Genomic DNA, 16433 nt, shown 5'->3' with positions numbered 1-16433 from the left:
GCTCGCTGGCGCGCTTCAACTTGCTTTACCGGTCCGCATGGTCCCGGCGCTTGCGATCAGATGATCGGTTTGCCACCTGTAACGGCAATTGTAGCGCCTGAGACATAGCTCGACAGGGGATCGGCGAGCATTACATAGGTCGTCGCCAGTTCGGCCGGCTGCCCAGGGCGCTGCATTGGAACCTGTTTTCCGAAGTTCCTGACTGCGTCCTCCGGCAGGGTAGATGGGATCAGTGGCGTCCAGATTGGCCCGGGTGCCACCGCATTTGCCCGAATACCTTTGTCGGCAAGCATTTGGGCAAGACCAGCGGTGAAGTTCTGGATGGCGCCTTTTGTTGTGGCATAGGCAAGCAGGTGCGGGCTTGGACTGTCAGCGTTGATCGAGGCGGTGTTGATAATCGCGCTGCCTGGTTTCATATGCGCAACAGCCGCTTTGGAAAGGTAGAACATCGCGTGGATATTGACCTTGAATGTCAGCTCCCATTCCTGGTCACTTATGTCTCCAATGTCGCTAAAGCTTGCCTGATGAGCGGCGTTGTTGACGAGAATATCGATGCCGCCGAGTTCTGCCCTTGCCGTGTCGATGATGTGGCGGCAATGCTCGGGATTTTGGATGTCGCCTCGCAAGAGGATGGCCTTGCGACCGGCCTTTTCGACCCAACTTTTCGTTTCATTGGCGTCATCATCCTCGTCCAGATAGGCGATGAGAACATCGGCACCCTCTCGGGCGTAAGCGATGGCGACAGCGCGGCCGATACCGCTGTCGCCGCCGGTGATGATCGCCTTCTTATCCTTGAGGCGACCGGAGCCACGGTAAGTATGTTCGCCATGATCAGGCAACGGCGACATGGCGTTCGTCGAACCGGGCATTGGCTGCTTGGGGGTGTCGAAGGGCGGGGCTGGATAGTTTGGCATGGCAATCTCCCACGGGTTGCGTGTTAAGGTCTTTGAGCCATTTGGAGATAATGCTCGAAAGCTGGACAGGCGTGCGGCCAAGCGTTCGGGTCACGATTGTCCTGCCGTTTTGTAGGGCCTAAGTGGTTGTCGTGGCGATGCAGGCGACAGGAATGTGTTTCATGTCTTCTTGGCTGTGTCTCAACACAACTTCCAAAGACGCTCAGAGTTCCTACGATTGCTTCGTCGTAAGCTCGTCGCGAAGCAGTCTCGAAAGCTCCGCCTCATCCCGCACGCCGAATTCAAACCAGTCAATGAGGGCTTTCGCCTGCACGATGGCGGCATCACTCGATGGTTCGCAATCTTGCTCGGCGCACCATTCGCGAAGAATGCGATCGAGCATCTTCATGGTTTCGCTTGTCAGCGGTTCCTTCGGCCAGTCCGTCTTTGCCATGGTTACACCGTTTTTTGATGACGATAGCGGCCGCCGGGCAATGAGCAATCACCAGAAAGCCACACGCGACCAAAATCTGAGCGGCTTGGTTGTGAACCTTCGAACCGATGGCGGTGGCATGGCGCGACCTAGCATCTGCGATTGATCCTATTTTGGGCGAGCATGCTCCACGTCTTTCCCAGTTTCGATCAAATCCCGCGACGCTTCGCAACGACGGCTTCGCGCAGTGTCCTTGCAGCGTTTGGGGCCGTCGAGAGTAGTCCGGATAGCAGGAGCACGGCCAGTGACACAGCGGCGCCGCTGTGGAGAAGCACGACTTGCAGGGATGGATCTGCCGTTCATATTCGGACGCAATTCGGCTGAGGTCGAGGACTTCGACTTTGAAATCGGATCTTTCCTGGAAAATCTGCTTGGCCAGTTGAACCATCCTGTAACTCTTCGATAGTTCGCAGGGACAGATGTGTTCGCTGCGCGACGATCCATTGATCAAAAGCGCTCGCGGCGGGCCATTTGCATCCTCGTGGCGCGATTGCGCCTCCTGAACCGCGAGCCTTGAGCCACTCCGTCAAGAGTGTCGAGGCGCATCGCTGTCAAAACGACAATCAGCTCAGGAACCATCCTTTCCGGCAGGAGTTGAGCGCACGAGCGATCACCGGACAATCCGATCAAGGGCGAGGCACGTAAGGGGCGCCCGGCGTGTGTTCGCAGTGCCAAGGCGCGCTGTGCTGTAACAGCAAAATCGAATTGGAGAAGCAACATGCCTAAGCGCGACACAACCCTCTCGGAAGGCCTCGACACCGACGTCGAACTGCAGGCTCATCTCGCCGCGCTTGAGGCCGAAACCTATTCAGCGCCCGACAGCGGCCCGCCGGAAGCTCGTCCTTTCCAGCGGGTTAGAGACGACCTTGATCATGTGCGGGACGAGATCGAAACCCTTCGCTCAAGGCTGTCACTCGTCAAGCAGCGGGCGGTGATCGTCGCCAGATCCAACCTCGAATGGGCCGACGCCAGCGCTCATGACCAACTCGGAACATACCCATGGGCGAAGCTTGCAGGCGCCATGGCCGCGACCGCTATCGGCGCGCGGGTGCTGAGACGCCTTCCTGTGAGTGCAATTGCGGCAGTCGCGATCCCCTTAATCGTCGCTCGCCTCGAGGCGAATTCGCGCCGATAGGAGAAATTAGATGCAATCTGAACAGCATCTCCAGCATGCCATTCAAGTCGCAACCGAAGCCCACGACGGCCAGCAGGACAAGCTTGGAAACCCTTACTTTGACCACTGCCGAAGGGTCGCGGACGCAGTATCTGGCGACGAAGAGAAAGTGGTCGCCTACCTTCACGATGTGCCTGAAAAGGCCTGGGGATGGACGCTCGACCGATTGAAGGAAGAGGGCTTTTCCCAGGCCGTCCTCGCCGCGGTCGATGCGTTGACGAAAAGGCAAGGCGAGGAGGACGAGGTCTTTGTGCGGCGGGCGATCGCCAACCGGCTGGCACGGCCCGTGAAGCAGGCGGATCTCGAGGACAATCTTGACCAAGCGCGGCAAACCGGAAGCGAAACGTTAAAATACGAGCGCGGACTTGCGATAATTGCGAACGTCTCTTCTGCAGATTGACCAAAAGGTGGCGATATGGCCTCGTTCGACGATCGTCGCAGATTTTGAGCCTGCCGACGCGATGGGCCTGGGCATGCCTGAAGACGAATGAGGTATGGGAGGCACGGCCTCGGGTTGGTCCGCGGCAGCCGTACTGGCGGTCTTGAACGCGTCAAAATCACCTCCTAAATTTTGGACGTCAACACGCCAAAGACAAGGAGGTAAAAATGGCAAGTTTTCAGTTTGACCTTCCTGTTTATGTTCAGCGCAAGCACTTCATCGAAGAGATTACGAACCTCCATGAAGCTTTTGATTTTCTTGACGAATGGCCAGAATACAAGCGCGATATTCCCTATGAGACATTGCAGAGGGCGTGCCGGGAGGCTGCTTGCGGAAGATTTCCTTTGAGTGCAGCGCGTCAGAATTTCCAACGCTTCGTCAAGAGGGCAGGGATGCTGATCGAAAGTGAGGATATGCCCAGTTTCGTCGGATCGAGCAACGACCGCGATATTGGGAACGCCTAGGCGGCTCAACCATGCTTCAAAGCTCGCGGGTCACTCTCGGCGGGCGTTGCCGGCACCCTCGAAGGACTATTCGCGGCTTGCTGCAAAAGTCCTCGCGCTGCCGTACCAATCCATGGATGGCGCGCAGGCCTCCATCGGCAAACCCATCCTGACGCTCGCTTAAGGTTGTCGTCTTGGAATGCCTGCTAGTCGCAAAATTATGGACGACAGTTCGCGCTCGGCCGGGAATGCGCTTGGAGCGTTTGGACGATTGTTGCCGAAGAGCCTATTGATCGTGCCATGAGGCCAAGGAACCTATGTTGCTCTCTGCCGGATCGCCTTGGAGTCGGACCGTTGCTGCGGCCTGACGCAATGAGATCGCGCACACTGATGGGGCTCCCTGTACCTGCGCGCGGGGAATGAGCCCGGCGCCGGCCGTCATCCTGTTTGATCAAGCAATCTGATTTTCGCCTTCGATGTGAAGCGGTGCAGTCTGCTGTTCTGCCTCCAAGCCGCGCCCGCGGACGCGATTCGAGGCGGCTTACTCCGGCACCTTGGTCGTAATCTGAGTTCCCGAATCCAGCACGATATGCAGCGTCCGGATCATGTCGGCGGCCATAAGAAGTGCTTTCTTGATTTCACCGGGCTTCCGTCGCTCGACGGACACTTCGATCGCTTGCAAGTCGAAAACCGCATCGTGGTTCGTATTGCTGCTCGGTATCCCGGTACGCTCGCGTAGGTTGCTGATCGTCACGACCGCGCGACGCAGCAGTCGGCGCTTTTCGGGATTGCCCAGCCTTTCGACCCTGTTGGCGGCGCGGATGATTTCGGCGATAAAGTCGTTGGTAGAGGTCATGCAGGTCTGCCAGTGACGGAACGTTCGTCAATCCGCGTTGAAAGATCCCTAAGGGGCATGAATGGGCTAAACACGACCGGCTTGTCGAGGTTGGCCATGACAAAGCCGACGTGATAAGAGATAAACCAGCCCGTCAATCGACGGTTGTCCAAAAGATCTGATGTTTTAACGGGTTGTGAACTGCGGTTGATATTCTTCCTTAAGACTTCCGATATCCAGACTAGGTTCGCTATCCGCCGGTTTTGACCATGCGCTGCGCCTGCCGCATCGGATTGCCAATCGTGCCGGTAATTCCCAGATAGGCCGGATATGCTCCCAATTCTTCGATGGCGATACTGCCGAAGGACGTCTTTTCGAAAGGTACGCAACGATGTTGCATCAAGCCGCACAATGGCGATGGCTAAGAAAAGATACGCACTGCTGCATCCATTTCGATGCGGCCGCGTTGATCTCCGAGATCCATGATCGATTGAAGGATGTATCAAATGACCTTCCCATCGCCGATGACCGAAGTCCCTTCTCAACGCTTCAAAGAAGCAAGTGATGCCGCGCGCCAGGCCCTGGAACAGCTGATTGCAAGCGCCAATGAAGCAGGATGGGGCACTGAAGAAATCACCGTCGCATTTGCGGAGGCGGCAAATTTCCTCAAGGATGCTCATCGCAGGGACCCTGACCCGGCTGGCAATTCCTCGATAAGTGGCGCTGCAAAAGAGCAGATTGGCCATGGCGAGCTCTACGATTGATTGTCGTGACGGTCGACATTTCAATAACGTCGCATCACGGGTGATGCAGATGTCACAAAACGGGCAGAACAACTGCTGGGAACACCGAGGTGCCATGGGGCAGGGCTTGCGGCTCGGCGCTCACGCAGCAGTTTCCAGCCGGACGAGATGGCCAGCGCCGATCTCGCGGTAACTGGGCGTTGGTCCAACATAATCTAGCGGTCGGACCGGACTTTTCAGCTCCTCTGTCGATAGTCCGCGTCTCACGCGCCGGCGATCCGGATCGGGCACGGGAACGGCCGCCATCAGCATCTTCGTATAAGGGTGCTGCGGGTTGCCGAAGATGGCAGCGCGCGGGCCGATCTCGACGATCTCACCGAGATACATGACCGCAACACGATGGCTGACGCGTTCGACGACGGCCATGTCATGCGAGATGAACAGGAAGGCGAGGTTGAGGCTTTGCTGCAGGTCCAGCATCAGATTGATGACCTGCGCCTTGATCGAGACGTCGAGGGCCGAGACGCTTTCATCGGCGACGATCACCTTCGGATCGAGCGCCAGCGCCCGGGCAATGCAGATGCGCTGACGCTGACCGCCGGAGAACTCGTGCGGAAAGCGCGCCATCATATCCGCGCTCAGACCGACACGTTCCAATAGGTCGGCGGCCTTGTTGCGCGCCTCGACGCGGCTGGCGAGGCCGTGCTCGATGATCGGTTCTGCGACCGCTGCCCCCACAGTCATCCGCGGATTGAGGCTTGCAAACGGATCTTGAAAAATCATCTGGATGCTGCGCCGCATGCGGCGCAGGCTCGATGGATCAAGGGCTGTCACATTATAGCCGTCAAGGATGACCCTTCCCGCGTTCGGTTCGACGAGGCGGGTGATGGAGCGGCCTGTGGTCGATTTCCCGCAACCGGATTCGCCGACAAGCGACAGGGTCTCGCCCTGAAAGAGATCGAAGGAGACATTCTCGACCGCATGGATGGCGCCGGTCTTTGCGCCGAAAAGCCCGCCGCGAACAGCAAAGCGGGTGGTGAGGTTCTTGACCTCGAGGACCGGCGTCTTGCTGACGACCGTATCTGCCACTGCTACCGGCTCGCTCCGCTCGCCAGTCGCGGTATCGACAACAGGAAACCGGAGCGGCCATTTTTGTCCGGCCATTGAACCGAGTCGCGGCACGGCGGAAAGCAGCGCGCGCGTATAAGGGTGCTTGCCGCGGAGGAAGATATGACTGGTCGGGCCCGTCTCGACGGCCTCGCCGCGATACATCACGATCGTCCGGTCCGAAACTTCGGCGACGACGCCCATGTCATGGGTAATGAAGAGAACGGACATGCCTTCCTCCTCCTGCAGCAATTTTATGAGGTCGAGAATCTGGCCTTGGATCGTTACGTCGAGCGCCGTCGTCGGCTCGTCGGCAATCAAAAGTTTCGGCCTGGAGGCAAGCGCCATGGCGATCATCACCCGCTGGCGCATGCCGCCGGAAAACTGGTGTGGATATTCGTCGAAGCGCGAGGAAGCATTCGGGATACGGACCTTTTCCAGAAGACGGATCGTTTCACCCCGCGCCTCGGACCGGGTCATGTCGCCGTGACACGTGAGCGCTTCGGAGATCTGCCGGCCGATCGTGAAAATCGGATTGAGGCTCGTCATCGGCTCCTGAAAGATCATTGCGGCGTCATTGCCGCGCACGCGCCGCATCTCCTTGTCGGAAAGTGCAAGGATATCCTTGCCGTTCAGGACGATCTTGCCGTCGATGCGGCTCTGGTTCCTGGCCAGCAGTCGCATGATCGAGAGCGAGGTGACGCTCTTGCCGGAGCCGCTTTCGCCCACGATGGCCACCGTTTCACCTGGCATCACATCGAAGCCGATGTTGCGGACCACCGGCTTCCACTGGCCATCGACGAGGAACGACGTCGTCAGGTCTTTGACCGAGAGCACGGATTTTGCGGCTTCACCCATTTCGTTTCCCTGCTTTATCGTTTGCGTTTCAAAGCTTGAGCGGCGTTGCAAAGGAGGCCGAAGGGCGGCCTTCGGCGATACGTGCGGCTTCAAGGGTGGCTATCTTTTCGTCGATCACGCGGCGGTCGATCAATCCGCTCGGGTTTTGGCGCGTCGCCATCGTCTCGGCGACATGCAGATAGCGCTCCTGGGCGACGGCATAGAGGCGGCGAAGTTCGCCAAGCGGATCGGCATGGTCATCGACGCGGATATTGAGCCAGGCGTAATCCTGATCGCGATAAACGAGCAGGGCCGCCGATTGCCGGCCGCGCTTGTCTCCGCCTGCATCTTCGCCAGCCTGCATGGCTTCGAGCAACCGCTCGGCAAGCGGCAGCCGGGACGTCTTGCGATAGACGGCGAGCGTCTTTTCGAGCACCTGCGGTCCGCCCAGCATATTTCCGGCGACGGATATGTCGTCCCCAATAAGATGGCCTGCCCAGTCGATACATCGTGCGCCCGTAAAAGCTGCATTCCGGCCCCTGGCGTCGATCAAGTGGAACTGCCGCTGATCGCGGCCTTCGTCGCGGGCGGTCAGTCCACGCAGGATATCCGCCGGAGCCTGTCCTGACGCAAGCGCGGCAAGCCCGTCGATGCCGTAAAGCGGGCTGACGAAAGCCTGCGTCGCAACCGCGCCGATGCGGCCGCGAATATGCGGGACGAGGCCGCCAACGGCGAAGAAGCGGCTGGCAACGGCGATGCCCAAGTGGCCGGCTTCAGGGTCGCGGGCAACGATCGACCAGGTCATGGCTTACCTCCCGACAGCATAGGCCTGCATCAGGCGCGGCGTTGCGGCTGCCCGCATCAGGCCATCGGCGTCGCGGCGCGCAGCGGTGAGGCGGCCGATGGTCCATGGGTCGGCGACCGTCAGATTGTGGCCCTTCCTGCGCAGCGCATCGAGAACCTCGGTGCCGAAATTAGCCTCCGCCATCAGGCTGCCCGGCTCGCGGGTACGTGGATAAAAGGAGCCCGGGAAATGCGACGTGTGGAAGAGAGGCTGATCGATTGCGGCCTGCAGGTTCATCTTGTGATGCACATAGCGCATGAAGAAGGAGAGCTGCCATTGCTCTTGCTGGTCGCCGCCGGGCGTGCCGAAGGCGAGCGTGGGCCGGCCTTCGTAGAGAGCTAAGGATGGCGTCAGCGTCGTGCGTGGACGCTTGCCTGGCGCAAGCGACGTCGGCAGGCCGGGCTTCAGCCAGAACATCTGCGCACGCGAATTCAGGCAAAAGCCGAGACCTGGTACGATCGGTGAGGACTGCAGCCAACCGCCTGACGGCGTGACGGAAACCATGTTGCCCTCGCGGTCGATCACGTCGATGTGGACGGTGTCGCCGCGCTTTTCGGAAAGATGCGCCATGGTCGGCTCGTAGACGGCGCCTGTCTTCGAGGTGACGTTGAGCATGTCCATGGTGAGTTCGTATTGAGCTTCGAAGCCGGGAATGCGCCCGGGGCGCAATTCAAGCGATGCCTCGGAGGTTATCAGCTTCCGGCGCGCGTTCGCATAAGCATCCGAGAGCAGATGCTCGATCGGGATATCCGCGAATTTCGGGTCGCCATAATAGATTTCACGGTCGGCAAAGGCGAGTTTCATCGCCTCGGTGAGCGTATGGACGAATTCGGCGCCCGCCGGGTCCATTCCGGCGATGTCGATCTCCTTCAGAAGCGAGAGCGTCTGCAAAAACACCGGGCCTTGGCCCCATGGGCCGATCTTTGCGACCGTCCAGTCGTGATACTGATAGATCAGCGGCTCTTCGATCGCAGCCGACCATTTTGCCATGTCGTTCGCGCTGATGACGCCCTTGTGCCGACTGCCGCTTGCATCCATCACCTCCGTCGAGCCGGCATATCTGTCAATCGCCTCGGCAACGAAACCGCGGTAGAACGCATCGCGTGCAGCTTCGACTTGCGCCTCGCGGTCTTTTTTTGCTTCGGCCTCTGCGATGACGCGCTTCCAGGTTTCGGCAAGCACCGGGTTCTTGAAGTTCGAATGCGGCGCCGGGACCGAGCCGCGGGGCAGCCAGGTCTCATGCGAGGTCGGCCACTCTTTTTCGAAAAAAGATGCAAGGCCGGAGATTGTCGCAGACACGCGCTCAAGGACAGGGTGACCGTGCTCGGCATAATGAATTGCCGGTTCAAGGATGTCGCGGACGGTCAGGCGCCCATAGTCTCGAAGCATCAGCATCCACCCATCGAAAGAGCCGGGAATGACGGTGGCAAGCAGGCCGTTGCCTGGGATGAGGCTCAGACCTTCAGACATATAGTGCTCGATTGTGGCGCCGGCCGGAGCCGGCCCCTGCGCACAGATGACTTCGACCTTATCTTTCTTCTTCGAATAGAAGATCGCAGGCATGTCGCCGCCCGGTCCGCAAAGATGCGGCTCGAGGACCTGCAGGACGAAGCCGGCGGCGACAGCTGCATCAAACGCGTTTCCGCCTTTTTCGAGTATGCTCATTCCAACGGCGGAGGCGATCCAATGGGTTGATGTGACGACGCCGAAGGTGCCCAAAATCTCAGGACGGGTGGTGAACGCGGTCATTTCAAAATCCTTTCATGCTTCGCGCGGGTCGAGCGCATCGCGCAGGCCGTCGCCGAGAAGGTTAAAGCCAATCACGACGAGGAAGATTGCCGCACCCGGCCACATCGCCATCCAGGGCGCTTGGGAGAGGAAATTCTTGGCAACGTTGAGCATCGAGCCCCAGCTGGGGGCAGGCGGCTGCTGACCGAGGCCCAAAAAGGAAAGGCTCGCTTCGGCGATGATCGCTGTCGCAATCGTCAGCGTCGCCTGCACGAGAATCGGCGCAAACACATTCGGCAGGATATAGCGGCTGATGATGCTAAAGTGTCTAAGCCCGATGGAACGTGCGCCCTCAACATATTCCTCCGTCTTGACGGCGAGCACCTGGCCTCGGGTCAGCCGGACGAAAATAGGCATGGCCGAAAGACCAATGGCGATCATCGCATTCGTCAGGCTTGGGCCGAGGAACGCCGCAAGTGCGATCGCGGTGATCAGAAACGGCATGGCGAGGAAGGCTTCGGTGACGCGGGAGATGATCTGGTCCGTCCACCCGCCAAAATAGCCGGAGATGAGGCCGAACGGCACGCCGATCACAACCGCAATCGCCACCGAAAAGACACCCGCCATCAGTGAGGCCTGTGCGCCCCAGACCATGCGGGAGAGAATATCACGGCCAATGTCATCGGTTCCGAGCCAGTGGGCTGCTGACGGCGCCTTGCGGATTGCAGACCAGCTCGTCGCGTTAGGGTCCGGGATCGGCAATAGCGGCGCTGCTGTTGCGAGAATGGCGAAGAAGGCGATGATCCCGAGGCCTGCGATCGCTCCTTTGTTCGCCTTCAGCTTGCGCCAGGCTCGGCTTGGCGGGCGCTGATCAGTTGCAATGGTGACCTGGTCGAGAGCGGTCATAGGGCTGCCCTCATTCGCGGGTTGAGAAGGACATAGACGATGTCAGCTAACAGGTTCATCAGAATGAAGCCGATTGCCGTGCAAAGCACGACGCCCTGGACGACCGCGTAGTCTCGGTTGAAGACGGCATCGACGATGAGTTTGCCAAAGCCTGGAATGGTGAAGATCTGTTCGGTCAATACCGCACCTGCAAGCAATTCGCCGAAGAGCAGTGCACTCAGCGTGACGATCGGCAGGACGGCGTTGCGAAAGCTGTGTTCAAGCACGACGGAGCGCTCGGAAAGCCCCTTCGCCCGGGCGGTGCGGACGTAATCGGCGCTGAGTACGCTCAACATCGCAGAGCGGGTGTGACGCATCAGCGTGGCGGCGAGTGCGTTGCCAAGTACAAAGGATGGCATCAACATCGTTTCAATCGAGCGTAGCGGGTTGCTGAAGAAGGGTTCGTAACCGGAGGCGGGAAGCCAGCCGAGCTTCACCGAGACCAGCAGGATCAGCATGATGCCGAGCCAGAAATTCGGGATCGAGAGACCTGAAAGTGCGATGAGATTTGCGAGGTAGTCGAAGGCCGTATTCTTCTTGATCGCGGCTAAAATCCCCATCGGCACGCCGATGGCGAAAGCGAAAATCATCGACATGATCGCGAGCTGGATGGTGACCGGCAGCTTTTCCGCCACAAGTTCAACAACCGGCTGGTTGGTACGCAGCGATATGCCAAGATCGCCCTTCAGAACCGAGCCGAGCCACGAGACGTACTGATAGGGTACCGGGTCGTTCAGCCGATATTTTTCGCGCAGGTATTCGATCACCTGCGGATCGCGCTCCTCGCCTGCCATGGCGAGAATGGGGTCGCCCGGCAAAAGCTTCTGCAGCGAGAAGACGAAGATCGAGATGATCAGCAGCGTCGGAATGGCGACCAGAAGCCGCTTGGTAATGTAGGTGTACATGAGCAGGTCCTGACACGGCACGGGAGCATGGCGGATACTGGTCCGCCATGCGGGTCTGTTTGGATCAGCCGGCTTTCTTCACGCCGGCGAGGCGGATCATGCCGTCCGGCGAGGGGACGAAGCCGGTAATGTTTTTATGCAGCGCCCAGATCCAGGACTGGTGGCCGAGATAGATGATCGGCAGGTCCTCGTTGAGAATTGCTGCGGCGGCGTCATACTTCTGCTTGCGCACGGCATCGTCGGTCGAGGCGCGGGCCTCATTCAGCAGCTTGTCGACTTCAGGGTTGCAATATTTGGTATCGTTGATTCCGCCCTTGCAGGTGATGAACTGATGGATGTTACCGTCGGGATCGACGCGGCCGGACCAGTCGGAGCGGCTGAGCTGGTAGTTGCCTGCCGTCTGCTCGGACAGAAGGGTCGCAAACTCCGTCGATTTCAGACTGACGTCGAACCCTGCCTCGGCGACCATCGACTGGACGATCTGCATCATCTGCGCTGCGACCGGATTGTTTGGGATCTGCATTTCTACGGGCACGCGATCGAAGCCGGCTTCCTTCACGAGCGCTTTCGCCTTGTCGAGATCGCGGACAGGCACTGGAATGTCCTTGTCGAACCACGGGCTATTGGGTGGGAACGGCTGATTGCCACCCACGGCAGTGCCTTCGTAGACGATCTGGTTCAGCGCCTCGCGGTCGATCGCAAGCGAAAAGGCCTGCCGCAGTCGCTTGTCCTTGCCGAACGGATTGTCGGCGCGCGGGCCGTTGGCGATGTTCGCATAAAGCGCCATGTAGCCGATATTGACCACGTCCGCGTAGGTCAGGCTCGCATCCTCCTTGACCGAAGCTGCGTCGGTGGCGGCCAGTCGCTCGATCATGTCGAGGTCGCCAGAACGAAGGTTGGCAAGGCGTACGGTCGTATCAGGGATCGGCAGGTAGGTGACCTTGTCGATGAAGACATTGTCCTTGTTCCAGTAATCCTTGAACTTCTCGAGCACGATGCGGTCCTGCTGCACGCGTTCGACGAACTTGAAGGGTCCGGCACAGACCGGCTGACTGCCGAAATTCGCGCCGAGTTCCTTTGCCGCCTTTGGCGAGACAATCATGCCGGCTCTGTCTGAAAGCTGGGCAAGCAAGGTGACGTCCGGGCTCTTCAGCGTGAATTTCACTTCATAGGGTGTGACTGCTTCGACTTTTTCAACAGAGGCGAGCTCGCTCTTGCGGCGCGATTCAGGCAACGTCATGTTGCGCTCAATCGTGGCGACGACGGCTTCGGCATCAAGCGGCGTGTCGTCATGGAATTTTACACCTTCGCGCAGCTTCATGGTCAGCAGCTTACCGTCGCCAGACCACTTCCACTCGGTCGCAAGTTGCGGCACGATTTTCAGGTCGGGTGTAACATCGACCAGCTTGTCGCACATTGCCGTGTAGACGATGCGGCCCACGAAGGTGCGTGACTGTGCGGGGTCAAGCACGTCGGCATCATCCTGCAGACCGATTTTTAGTTCGGCAGCGAAAGCGGGCAGCGCAATCAGCGCGCCCGAAAGAAGGGTCGTCACGAATCTGGCGATCGTCATGCCATTCTCCTCTGTCGTTCTTTGCTTCTTGAGGGGCAGTGTCTGCCTCTCAGCGTCCGGCTCGCTTAGGCGAGTTCTTGTTTTGTCTTCGGTTCGTGGTGGTCTAGCGAGGTAATGCGGATCAGGCTTTCCTGGAGCGTGAAGAGATGTTGGCGCATGGCTTCGCCCGCCGTGGCAGGGTCGCGGGCAGCAATCGCCTCGATGATTGCGGTATGCTGGCCGTAAGTGACCGTGCGCGTCTTGCTGGCGCTTCGGGCGCGCTCGCGGATCGTCTGCCAGGCCTCGTCCTGACGCACCCTGTTGATGACATCAAAGATCGCCAGGAAAAGTTGGTTGCCGGCGCACTGGGCGATCTGCCGGTGCAGTGCGCCGTCCCAGAGTTCGCGGCCGTCGGCATCGGTGCTTTCGTAGATCTTCTTGACGAGCTCATACATGCGCTCGATATCGGCGGCCTTGGCGCGCATGGCGGCAAGCTGGGCCAGCTGCGGCTCAACGCGCAAACGCACTTCCATGACTTCCATCAGGTCGGTCCCGGCGACGATCGAACCGACATGCTCGCTCCAGCCATCGGGACGTCGCCCGGCAAAGGTGCCCGAACCCTGACGCCGCCAGATTAGCCCCTCGGCTTCCAGGACCTCCAGTGCACGGCGCACAGCGCGGCGGCTAACGCCAAAGGTTTGCGAAAGCGCGCGCTCCGTCGGCAGCTTGCCGTCCGCATCCAGTCCGTCGGAACGCAGCAGCGTCCGGAGCTTGTCCAGTGCAAGGTTTGAGTTCCCGGCGGCTTCGTCCATTGGCAAATGGTCCGTACCAATTGATTATTGGTTCAATCCAGACCAAATTGGCCGACGCGTCAAGCGAATTTTTGGGCAGATTCTGCAATGCACAAAGTTTGAGCGATTTGGTGCGCGGCGCACGCTATTTGGTGGTCCTGCGCTGGCATATGGCGCCAAATCAGGCTTCTATATAGACGGGATTGCTGAGCGCGCGGCGGATCGGCTGGCTGTGGATATCGGAACCGCGAAGCTGCCATGGCAGGCTCCTGCCAGATATCGCCGCTGTGAATTCCGATAAAAGCCGCGCGCGGCTCGCCTCGGCGATGACTTCGGCGCGCAGAAAGGTCTTCGGCTTACCGGAAAAGCGGCCCGTCCACGCATCGTCCTCAATCGGTTGATCGACAAGCACGCCGGTGGCGTCCAGAAACACGAGGCGATCGCCTTTTGCACCACCCACTTCGGCTTCAGCAAAAACCGGACCGGACACTGTTTCGCCCATCGGCTTACCGTTGACGGTAAGAGCCAGGTGAGGGCCGGATGGACTCTCGGTAACGTAGCCGCGGCCGGCCTTCATGGCGGCAAGTATTGCCTCTTCGGAGAGTTCTTCAAGCCAAAGGACGGTCGTCGGGCGTGCAAGTGCAAGCGGACCCTCCGGCATCAGGCGTGCGGGCTGGTGGAAATCGCTGCCGCCGATGGCAGAAATCTTCAGGCCGGAAGAAAGGCGCTGCTGATAGCGTTCGAGCGATATCCAGTTCCAAGCCATCCAGTTGGATTGCCAGACCTCCATGCAGTCGGTCTCCGGAAGCTCGTAGTCCCAAGGGATCGTCGGCTTGTCATGGTTGATGGACAGAAGGCCTCCGCGCTCATGCACCAGACGCGCAAGTGTATGGGCGTCCCCTGGCTTCGTCATGCGGAAATCGATCCAGTCGTCGACGCCGAAGACATTGGCGTGGCCGGCGCCGGTCGTCACTTCCATGGCGCGAACGAAGACGAGGTCGGCTGAGGAGTTCGGATGAAAATAGCGCCGCTGGGCGATCGTGTTGTGGTCGGCGATCGCAAGGAAATCGAGATCGGCCTGTTTTGCTGCTTCATGCAGTAGGTCCGGGGAGCCGGCGGCATCGGAATGGTAGGTATGGCAATGAAGATCGCCACGATGCCAGCCGGCGCCCTTGCGCACCGGGAACGTACGGGATGGAGGCGGTTCCAGTTTGCGCTTCGCCCTGTCGTAATCGATCGTGAGGAAGACATCGGCACCTTCCGCCGGAACCTTGTAAAGGCCGAGCATCACCTGCCAGCGACCCGCTGGCATCTCGCCATGGAGATAGCCGGGCGTGGCATCGTCCGTCGCAACGAAGAAGCGATCGCGCGCTCCGCCGCTCCAGCCTCTGAAGCCGGCGGTGGATGGATAGTCGGTGGCGCGCGGATCAAGCAGGCCGAGGTCGACAATGCAATTCTCGGCCTTGGCATAGCGCATTGCCACGTCGATCCGCGTCGTCCCTACGGGAACGTCGAAGGCTACGTAGAAATAGGGGTTGTCAACCTGATCGGCGCGGGAGACATGGACGGCGATTTCGCGCATTCGATGCCTGCCTACTCGCCATTGACGGGAATGCGTGCACCGGTGGCGTCGAAAAGTGTCACATGCGCTGCATCGAAGGAAAGCGCCACGCGGTTGTCGACCTTGATTTCGTCGTCGGTGAAGATGCGAGCCGTCACGCGTCCTGAGTCCTGTCGCTCCATCGTCACCAGGCTTTCCGGCCCCATGTTTTCATTCGCAAAGAGCATGCCGGAAATGACATTCGCATCACCCGGGCGTGCGATGCGCAGATGCTCGGGGCGGATGCCCAGTGTCATCGTTTTTGCGTCTGCCGCACGTGCGATGGCCGCGGAGACCGCAAGGCGTTCAAGCGTCAGCCCTTCGGCACGAAGCTGCAGCCTGTCTTCTGCGACCATGGCTTCGACTGGAACGAGGTTCATTGGCGGATTGCCGACGAAATTCGCGACAAATGTGGTTGCCGGGCGGCGGTAGATTTCGATCGGCGGGGCAAATTGCACGATACGCCCCTTGTCCATGACCGCGATGCGGGTCGCAAGCGCCATGGCCTCGGCCTGATCGTGGGTGACGTAGACGGCCGTCATACCCATGTCGCGCTGCAGATGATTGAGGAAGCCGCGGGCCTCGAGGCGGAGCTTGGCGTCGAGGTTCGAGAGCGGCTCGTCGAAAAGATAGACCTGGCTTGGATAGACAAGAGCGCGGGCAAGCGAGGTGCGCTGCTGTTGCCCACCGGAAATCTGGCTCGGCAAGCGCTTGAGGAGATCGCCGATCTTAAGCACGTCGGCGACTTCCTTGGCCCGCGCATGACGCTTGTCTTCCGCCTCGCCGCGGACCTTCAAGGGATAGGCGATGTTGTCGGCAAGGTTCATGTGCGGATAAAGGGCATAGTCCTGGAAGACCATCGAAATCTTCCGGTCCTTTGGGTGGAGAAAGGTGACGTCCTTGCCGCCGATCAGCACCTTGCCGGAGGTCGGCGTTTCCAGGCCGGCGATCATGCGCAAGCTGGTGGTCTTGCCGCAGCCTGAAGGCCCGAGCAGGCAGACGAATTCGCCGTCGGCGATCGAAAAGCTGATGTCGGGCACGGCGTTGAAGGCGCCGAAGCTCTTGGAGACGTTCTGGAATTCGACAGAGGCCATGAGACTGATC

17 protein-coding genes and 1 pseudogene are annotated in these 16433 nt (G+C 59.5%); 4 read left to right on the top strand and 14 right to left on the bottom strand.

The features are described from left to right. Window positions 1–56: 56 nt before the first annotated feature. The 3 genes and pseudogenes from QA644_RS27540 to QA644_RS27530 all read right to left on the bottom strand — a co-directional run. On the bottom strand, window positions 57–914 hold the full coding sequence (locus tag QA644_RS27540) for an SDR family oxidoreductase (RefSeq protein WP_074072001.1): 858 nt from the start codon (window positions 912–914) through the stop codon (window positions 57–59). A gap of 211 nt (window positions 915–1125) precedes the next feature. After that, on the bottom strand, window positions 1126–1347 hold the full coding sequence (locus QA644_RS27535) for a hypothetical protein (protein WP_074072000.1): 222 nt from the start codon (window positions 1345–1347) through the stop codon (window positions 1126–1128). A gap of 253 nt (window positions 1348–1600) precedes the next feature. Continuing rightward, window positions 1601–1903, bottom strand: a pseudogene (locus QA644_RS27530) (NADPH-dependent FMN reductase); the annotation flags it as partial. 201 nt (window positions 1904–2104) lie between these two features. Between QA644_RS27530 and QA644_RS27525 the strand changes: the two are divergent. The 3 genes from QA644_RS27525 to QA644_RS27515 all read left to right on the top strand — a co-directional run bounded on the left by QA644_RS27525 (window position 2105) and on the right by QA644_RS27515 (window position 3463). After that, the gene (locus QA644_RS27525) at window positions 2105–2521 is read left to right on the top strand and encodes a hypothetical protein (RefSeq protein ID WP_283072505.1); all 417 of its coding nucleotides are present in this window, start codon (window positions 2105–2107) and stop codon (window positions 2519–2521) included. A 10-nt stretch (window positions 2522–2531) separates the two neighbouring features. Then, window positions 2532–2960: an HD domain-containing protein gene (locus tag QA644_RS27520; protein ID WP_074071998.1), complete on the top strand. Its 429-nt coding sequence runs from the start codon at window positions 2532–2534 to the stop codon at window positions 2958–2960. Window positions 2961–3166: 206 nt separating this feature from the next. Continuing rightward, window positions 3167–3463: a DUF982 domain-containing protein gene (locus QA644_RS27515; protein ID WP_283072504.1), complete on the top strand. Its 297-nt coding sequence runs from the start codon at window positions 3167–3169 to the stop codon at window positions 3461–3463. Window positions 3464–3983: 520 nt separating this feature from the next. Here the strand turns inward: QA644_RS27515 and QA644_RS27510 are convergent. Both QA644_RS27510 and QA644_RS27505 read right to left on the bottom strand, forming a co-directional pair. Next, entirely contained in the window at window positions 3984–4298 is a 315-nt protein-coding gene (locus QA644_RS27510) for a hypothetical protein (protein ID WP_194731087.1), read from the bottom strand. Between the two features lie 229 nt (window positions 4299–4527). Next, on the bottom strand, window positions 4528–4677 hold the full coding sequence (locus QA644_RS27505; RefSeq protein ID WP_283072503.1) for a hypothetical protein: 150 nt from the start codon (window positions 4675–4677) through the stop codon (window positions 4528–4530). Between the two features lie 106 nt (window positions 4678–4783). Here QA644_RS27505 and QA644_RS27500 point away from each other — a divergent pair, with 106 nt between their 5' ends. Beyond that, window positions 4784–5041, top strand: coding sequence for a hypothetical protein (locus tag QA644_RS27500; RefSeq protein WP_040116588.1), 258 nt, complete (start codon window positions 4784–4786; stop codon window positions 5039–5041). 120 nt (window positions 5042–5161) lie between these two features. Here the strand turns inward: QA644_RS27500 and QA644_RS27495 are convergent, their stop codons facing one another. The 9 genes from QA644_RS27495 to QA644_RS27455 form a co-directional block, all read right to left on the bottom strand. Further along, window positions 5162–6985, bottom strand: a complete 1824-nt coding sequence (locus QA644_RS27495; protein ID WP_194731089.1) for an ABC transporter ATP-binding protein — start codon at window positions 6983–6985, stop codon at window positions 5162–5164. A 28-nt stretch (window positions 6986–7013) separates the two neighbouring features. After that, window positions 7014–7769 carry a DUF1028 domain-containing protein gene (locus tag QA644_RS27490; protein ID WP_194731090.1) on the bottom strand — a complete coding sequence of 252 codons (756 nt, stop codon included), beginning with the start codon at window positions 7767–7769 and terminating at the stop codon, window positions 7014–7016. Between the two features lie 3 nt (window positions 7770–7772). Further along, window positions 7773–9557 carry a gamma-glutamyltransferase family protein gene (locus QA644_RS27485; RefSeq protein WP_283072502.1) on the bottom strand — a complete coding sequence of 595 codons (1785 nt, stop codon included), beginning with the start codon at window positions 9555–9557 and terminating at the stop codon, window positions 7773–7775. 12 nt (window positions 9558–9569) lie between these two features. Further along, the gene (locus tag QA644_RS27480) at window positions 9570–10442 is read right to left on the bottom strand and encodes an ABC transporter permease (protein WP_283072501.1); all 873 of its coding nucleotides are present in this window, start codon (window positions 10440–10442) and stop codon (window positions 9570–9572) included. Further along, window positions 10439–11386, bottom strand: coding sequence for an ABC transporter permease (locus QA644_RS27475; protein ID WP_283072500.1), 948 nt, complete (start codon window positions 11384–11386; stop codon window positions 10439–10441). The genes QA644_RS27480 and QA644_RS27475 overlap by 4 nt, the downstream gene beginning before the upstream one ends. A 64-nt stretch (window positions 11387–11450) precedes the next feature. Then, entirely contained in the window at window positions 11451–12959 is a 1509-nt protein-coding gene (locus QA644_RS27470) for an ABC transporter substrate-binding protein (protein WP_194731093.1), read from the bottom strand. Between the two features lie 65 nt (window positions 12960–13024). Continuing rightward, window positions 13025–13756, bottom strand: a complete 732-nt coding sequence (locus tag QA644_RS27465) for a FadR/GntR family transcriptional regulator (RefSeq protein ID WP_283072499.1) — start codon at window positions 13754–13756, stop codon at window positions 13025–13027. A 154-nt stretch (window positions 13757–13910) separates the two neighbouring features. Next, window positions 13911–15311, bottom strand: a complete 1401-nt coding sequence (locus QA644_RS27460) for a CehA/McbA family metallohydrolase (RefSeq protein WP_239600593.1) — start codon at window positions 15309–15311, stop codon at window positions 13911–13913. Between the two features lie 11 nt (window positions 15312–15322). After that, window positions 15323–16423, bottom strand: coding sequence for an ABC transporter ATP-binding protein (locus tag QA644_RS27455; RefSeq protein ID WP_283072498.1), 1101 nt, complete (start codon window positions 16421–16423; stop codon window positions 15323–15325). Between the last annotated feature and the right edge of the window lie 10 nt (window positions 16424–16433).

This window comes from Rhizobium sp. CC1099 (assembly GCF_029714385.1).
GTDB lineage: Bacteria > Pseudomonadota > Alphaproteobacteria > Rhizobiales > Rhizobiaceae > Rhizobium.
The sequence above is the reverse complement of the archived record's forward strand: the minus strand, read 5'-3'. Positions and strand labels throughout refer to the sequence as shown.

What these genes read in the sequence shown, in the direction of transcription:
- QA644_RS27540 (WP_074072001.1), bottom strand. Translation starts at nt 914, where the DNA reads ATGCCAAACTATCCAGCCCCGCCCTTCGACACCCCCAAGCAGCCAATG.
- QA644_RS27535 (WP_074072000.1), bottom strand. Translation starts at nt 1,347, where the DNA reads ATGGCAAAGACGGACTGGCCGAAGGAACCGCTGACAAGCGAAACCATG.
- QA644_RS27525 (WP_283072505.1), top strand. Translation starts at nt 2,105, where the DNA reads ATGCCTAAGCGCGACACAACCCTCTCGGAAGGCCTCGACACCGACGTC.
- QA644_RS27520 (WP_074071998.1), top strand. Translation starts at nt 2,532, where the DNA reads ATGCAATCTGAACAGCATCTCCAGCATGCCATTCAAGTCGCAACCGAA.
- QA644_RS27515 (WP_283072504.1), top strand. Translation starts at nt 3,167, where the DNA reads ATGGCAAGTTTTCAGTTTGACCTTCCTGTTTATGTTCAGCGCAAGCAC.
- QA644_RS27510 (WP_194731087.1), bottom strand. Translation starts at nt 4,298, where the DNA reads ATGACCTCTACCAACGACTTTATCGCCGAAATCATCCGCGCCGCCAAC.
- QA644_RS27505 (WP_283072503.1), bottom strand. Translation starts at nt 4,677, where the DNA reads ATGCAACATCGTTGCGTACCTTTCGAAAAGACGTCCTTCGGCAGTATC.
- QA644_RS27500 (WP_040116588.1), top strand. Translation starts at nt 4,784, where the DNA reads ATGACCTTCCCATCGCCGATGACCGAAGTCCCTTCTCAACGCTTCAAA.
- QA644_RS27495 (WP_194731089.1), bottom strand. Translation starts at nt 6,985, where the DNA reads ATGGGTGAAGCCGCAAAATCCGTGCTCTCGGTCAAAGACCTGACGACG.
- QA644_RS27490 (WP_194731090.1), bottom strand. Translation starts at nt 7,769, where the DNA reads ATGACCTGGTCGATCGTTGCCCGCGACCCTGAAGCCGGCCACTTGGGC.
- QA644_RS27485 (WP_283072502.1), bottom strand. Translation starts at nt 9,557, where the DNA reads ATGACCGCGTTCACCACCCGTCCTGAGATTTTGGGCACCTTCGGCGTC.
- QA644_RS27480 (WP_283072501.1), bottom strand. Translation starts at nt 10,442, where the DNA reads ATGACCGCTCTCGACCAGGTCACCATTGCAACTGATCAGCGCCCGCCA.
- QA644_RS27475 (WP_283072500.1), bottom strand. Translation starts at nt 11,386, where the DNA reads ATGTACACCTACATTACCAAGCGGCTTCTGGTCGCCATTCCGACGCTG.
- QA644_RS27470 (WP_194731093.1), bottom strand. Translation starts at nt 12,959, where the DNA reads ATGACGATCGCCAGATTCGTGACGACCCTTCTTTCGGGCGCGCTGATT.
- QA644_RS27460 (WP_239600593.1), bottom strand. Translation starts at nt 15,311, where the DNA reads ATGCGCGAAATCGCCGTCCATGTCTCCCGCGCCGATCAGGTTGACAAC.
- QA644_RS27455 (WP_283072498.1), bottom strand. Translation starts at nt 16,423, where the DNA reads ATGGCCTCTGTCGAATTCCAGAACGTCTCCAAGAGCTTCGGCGCCTTC.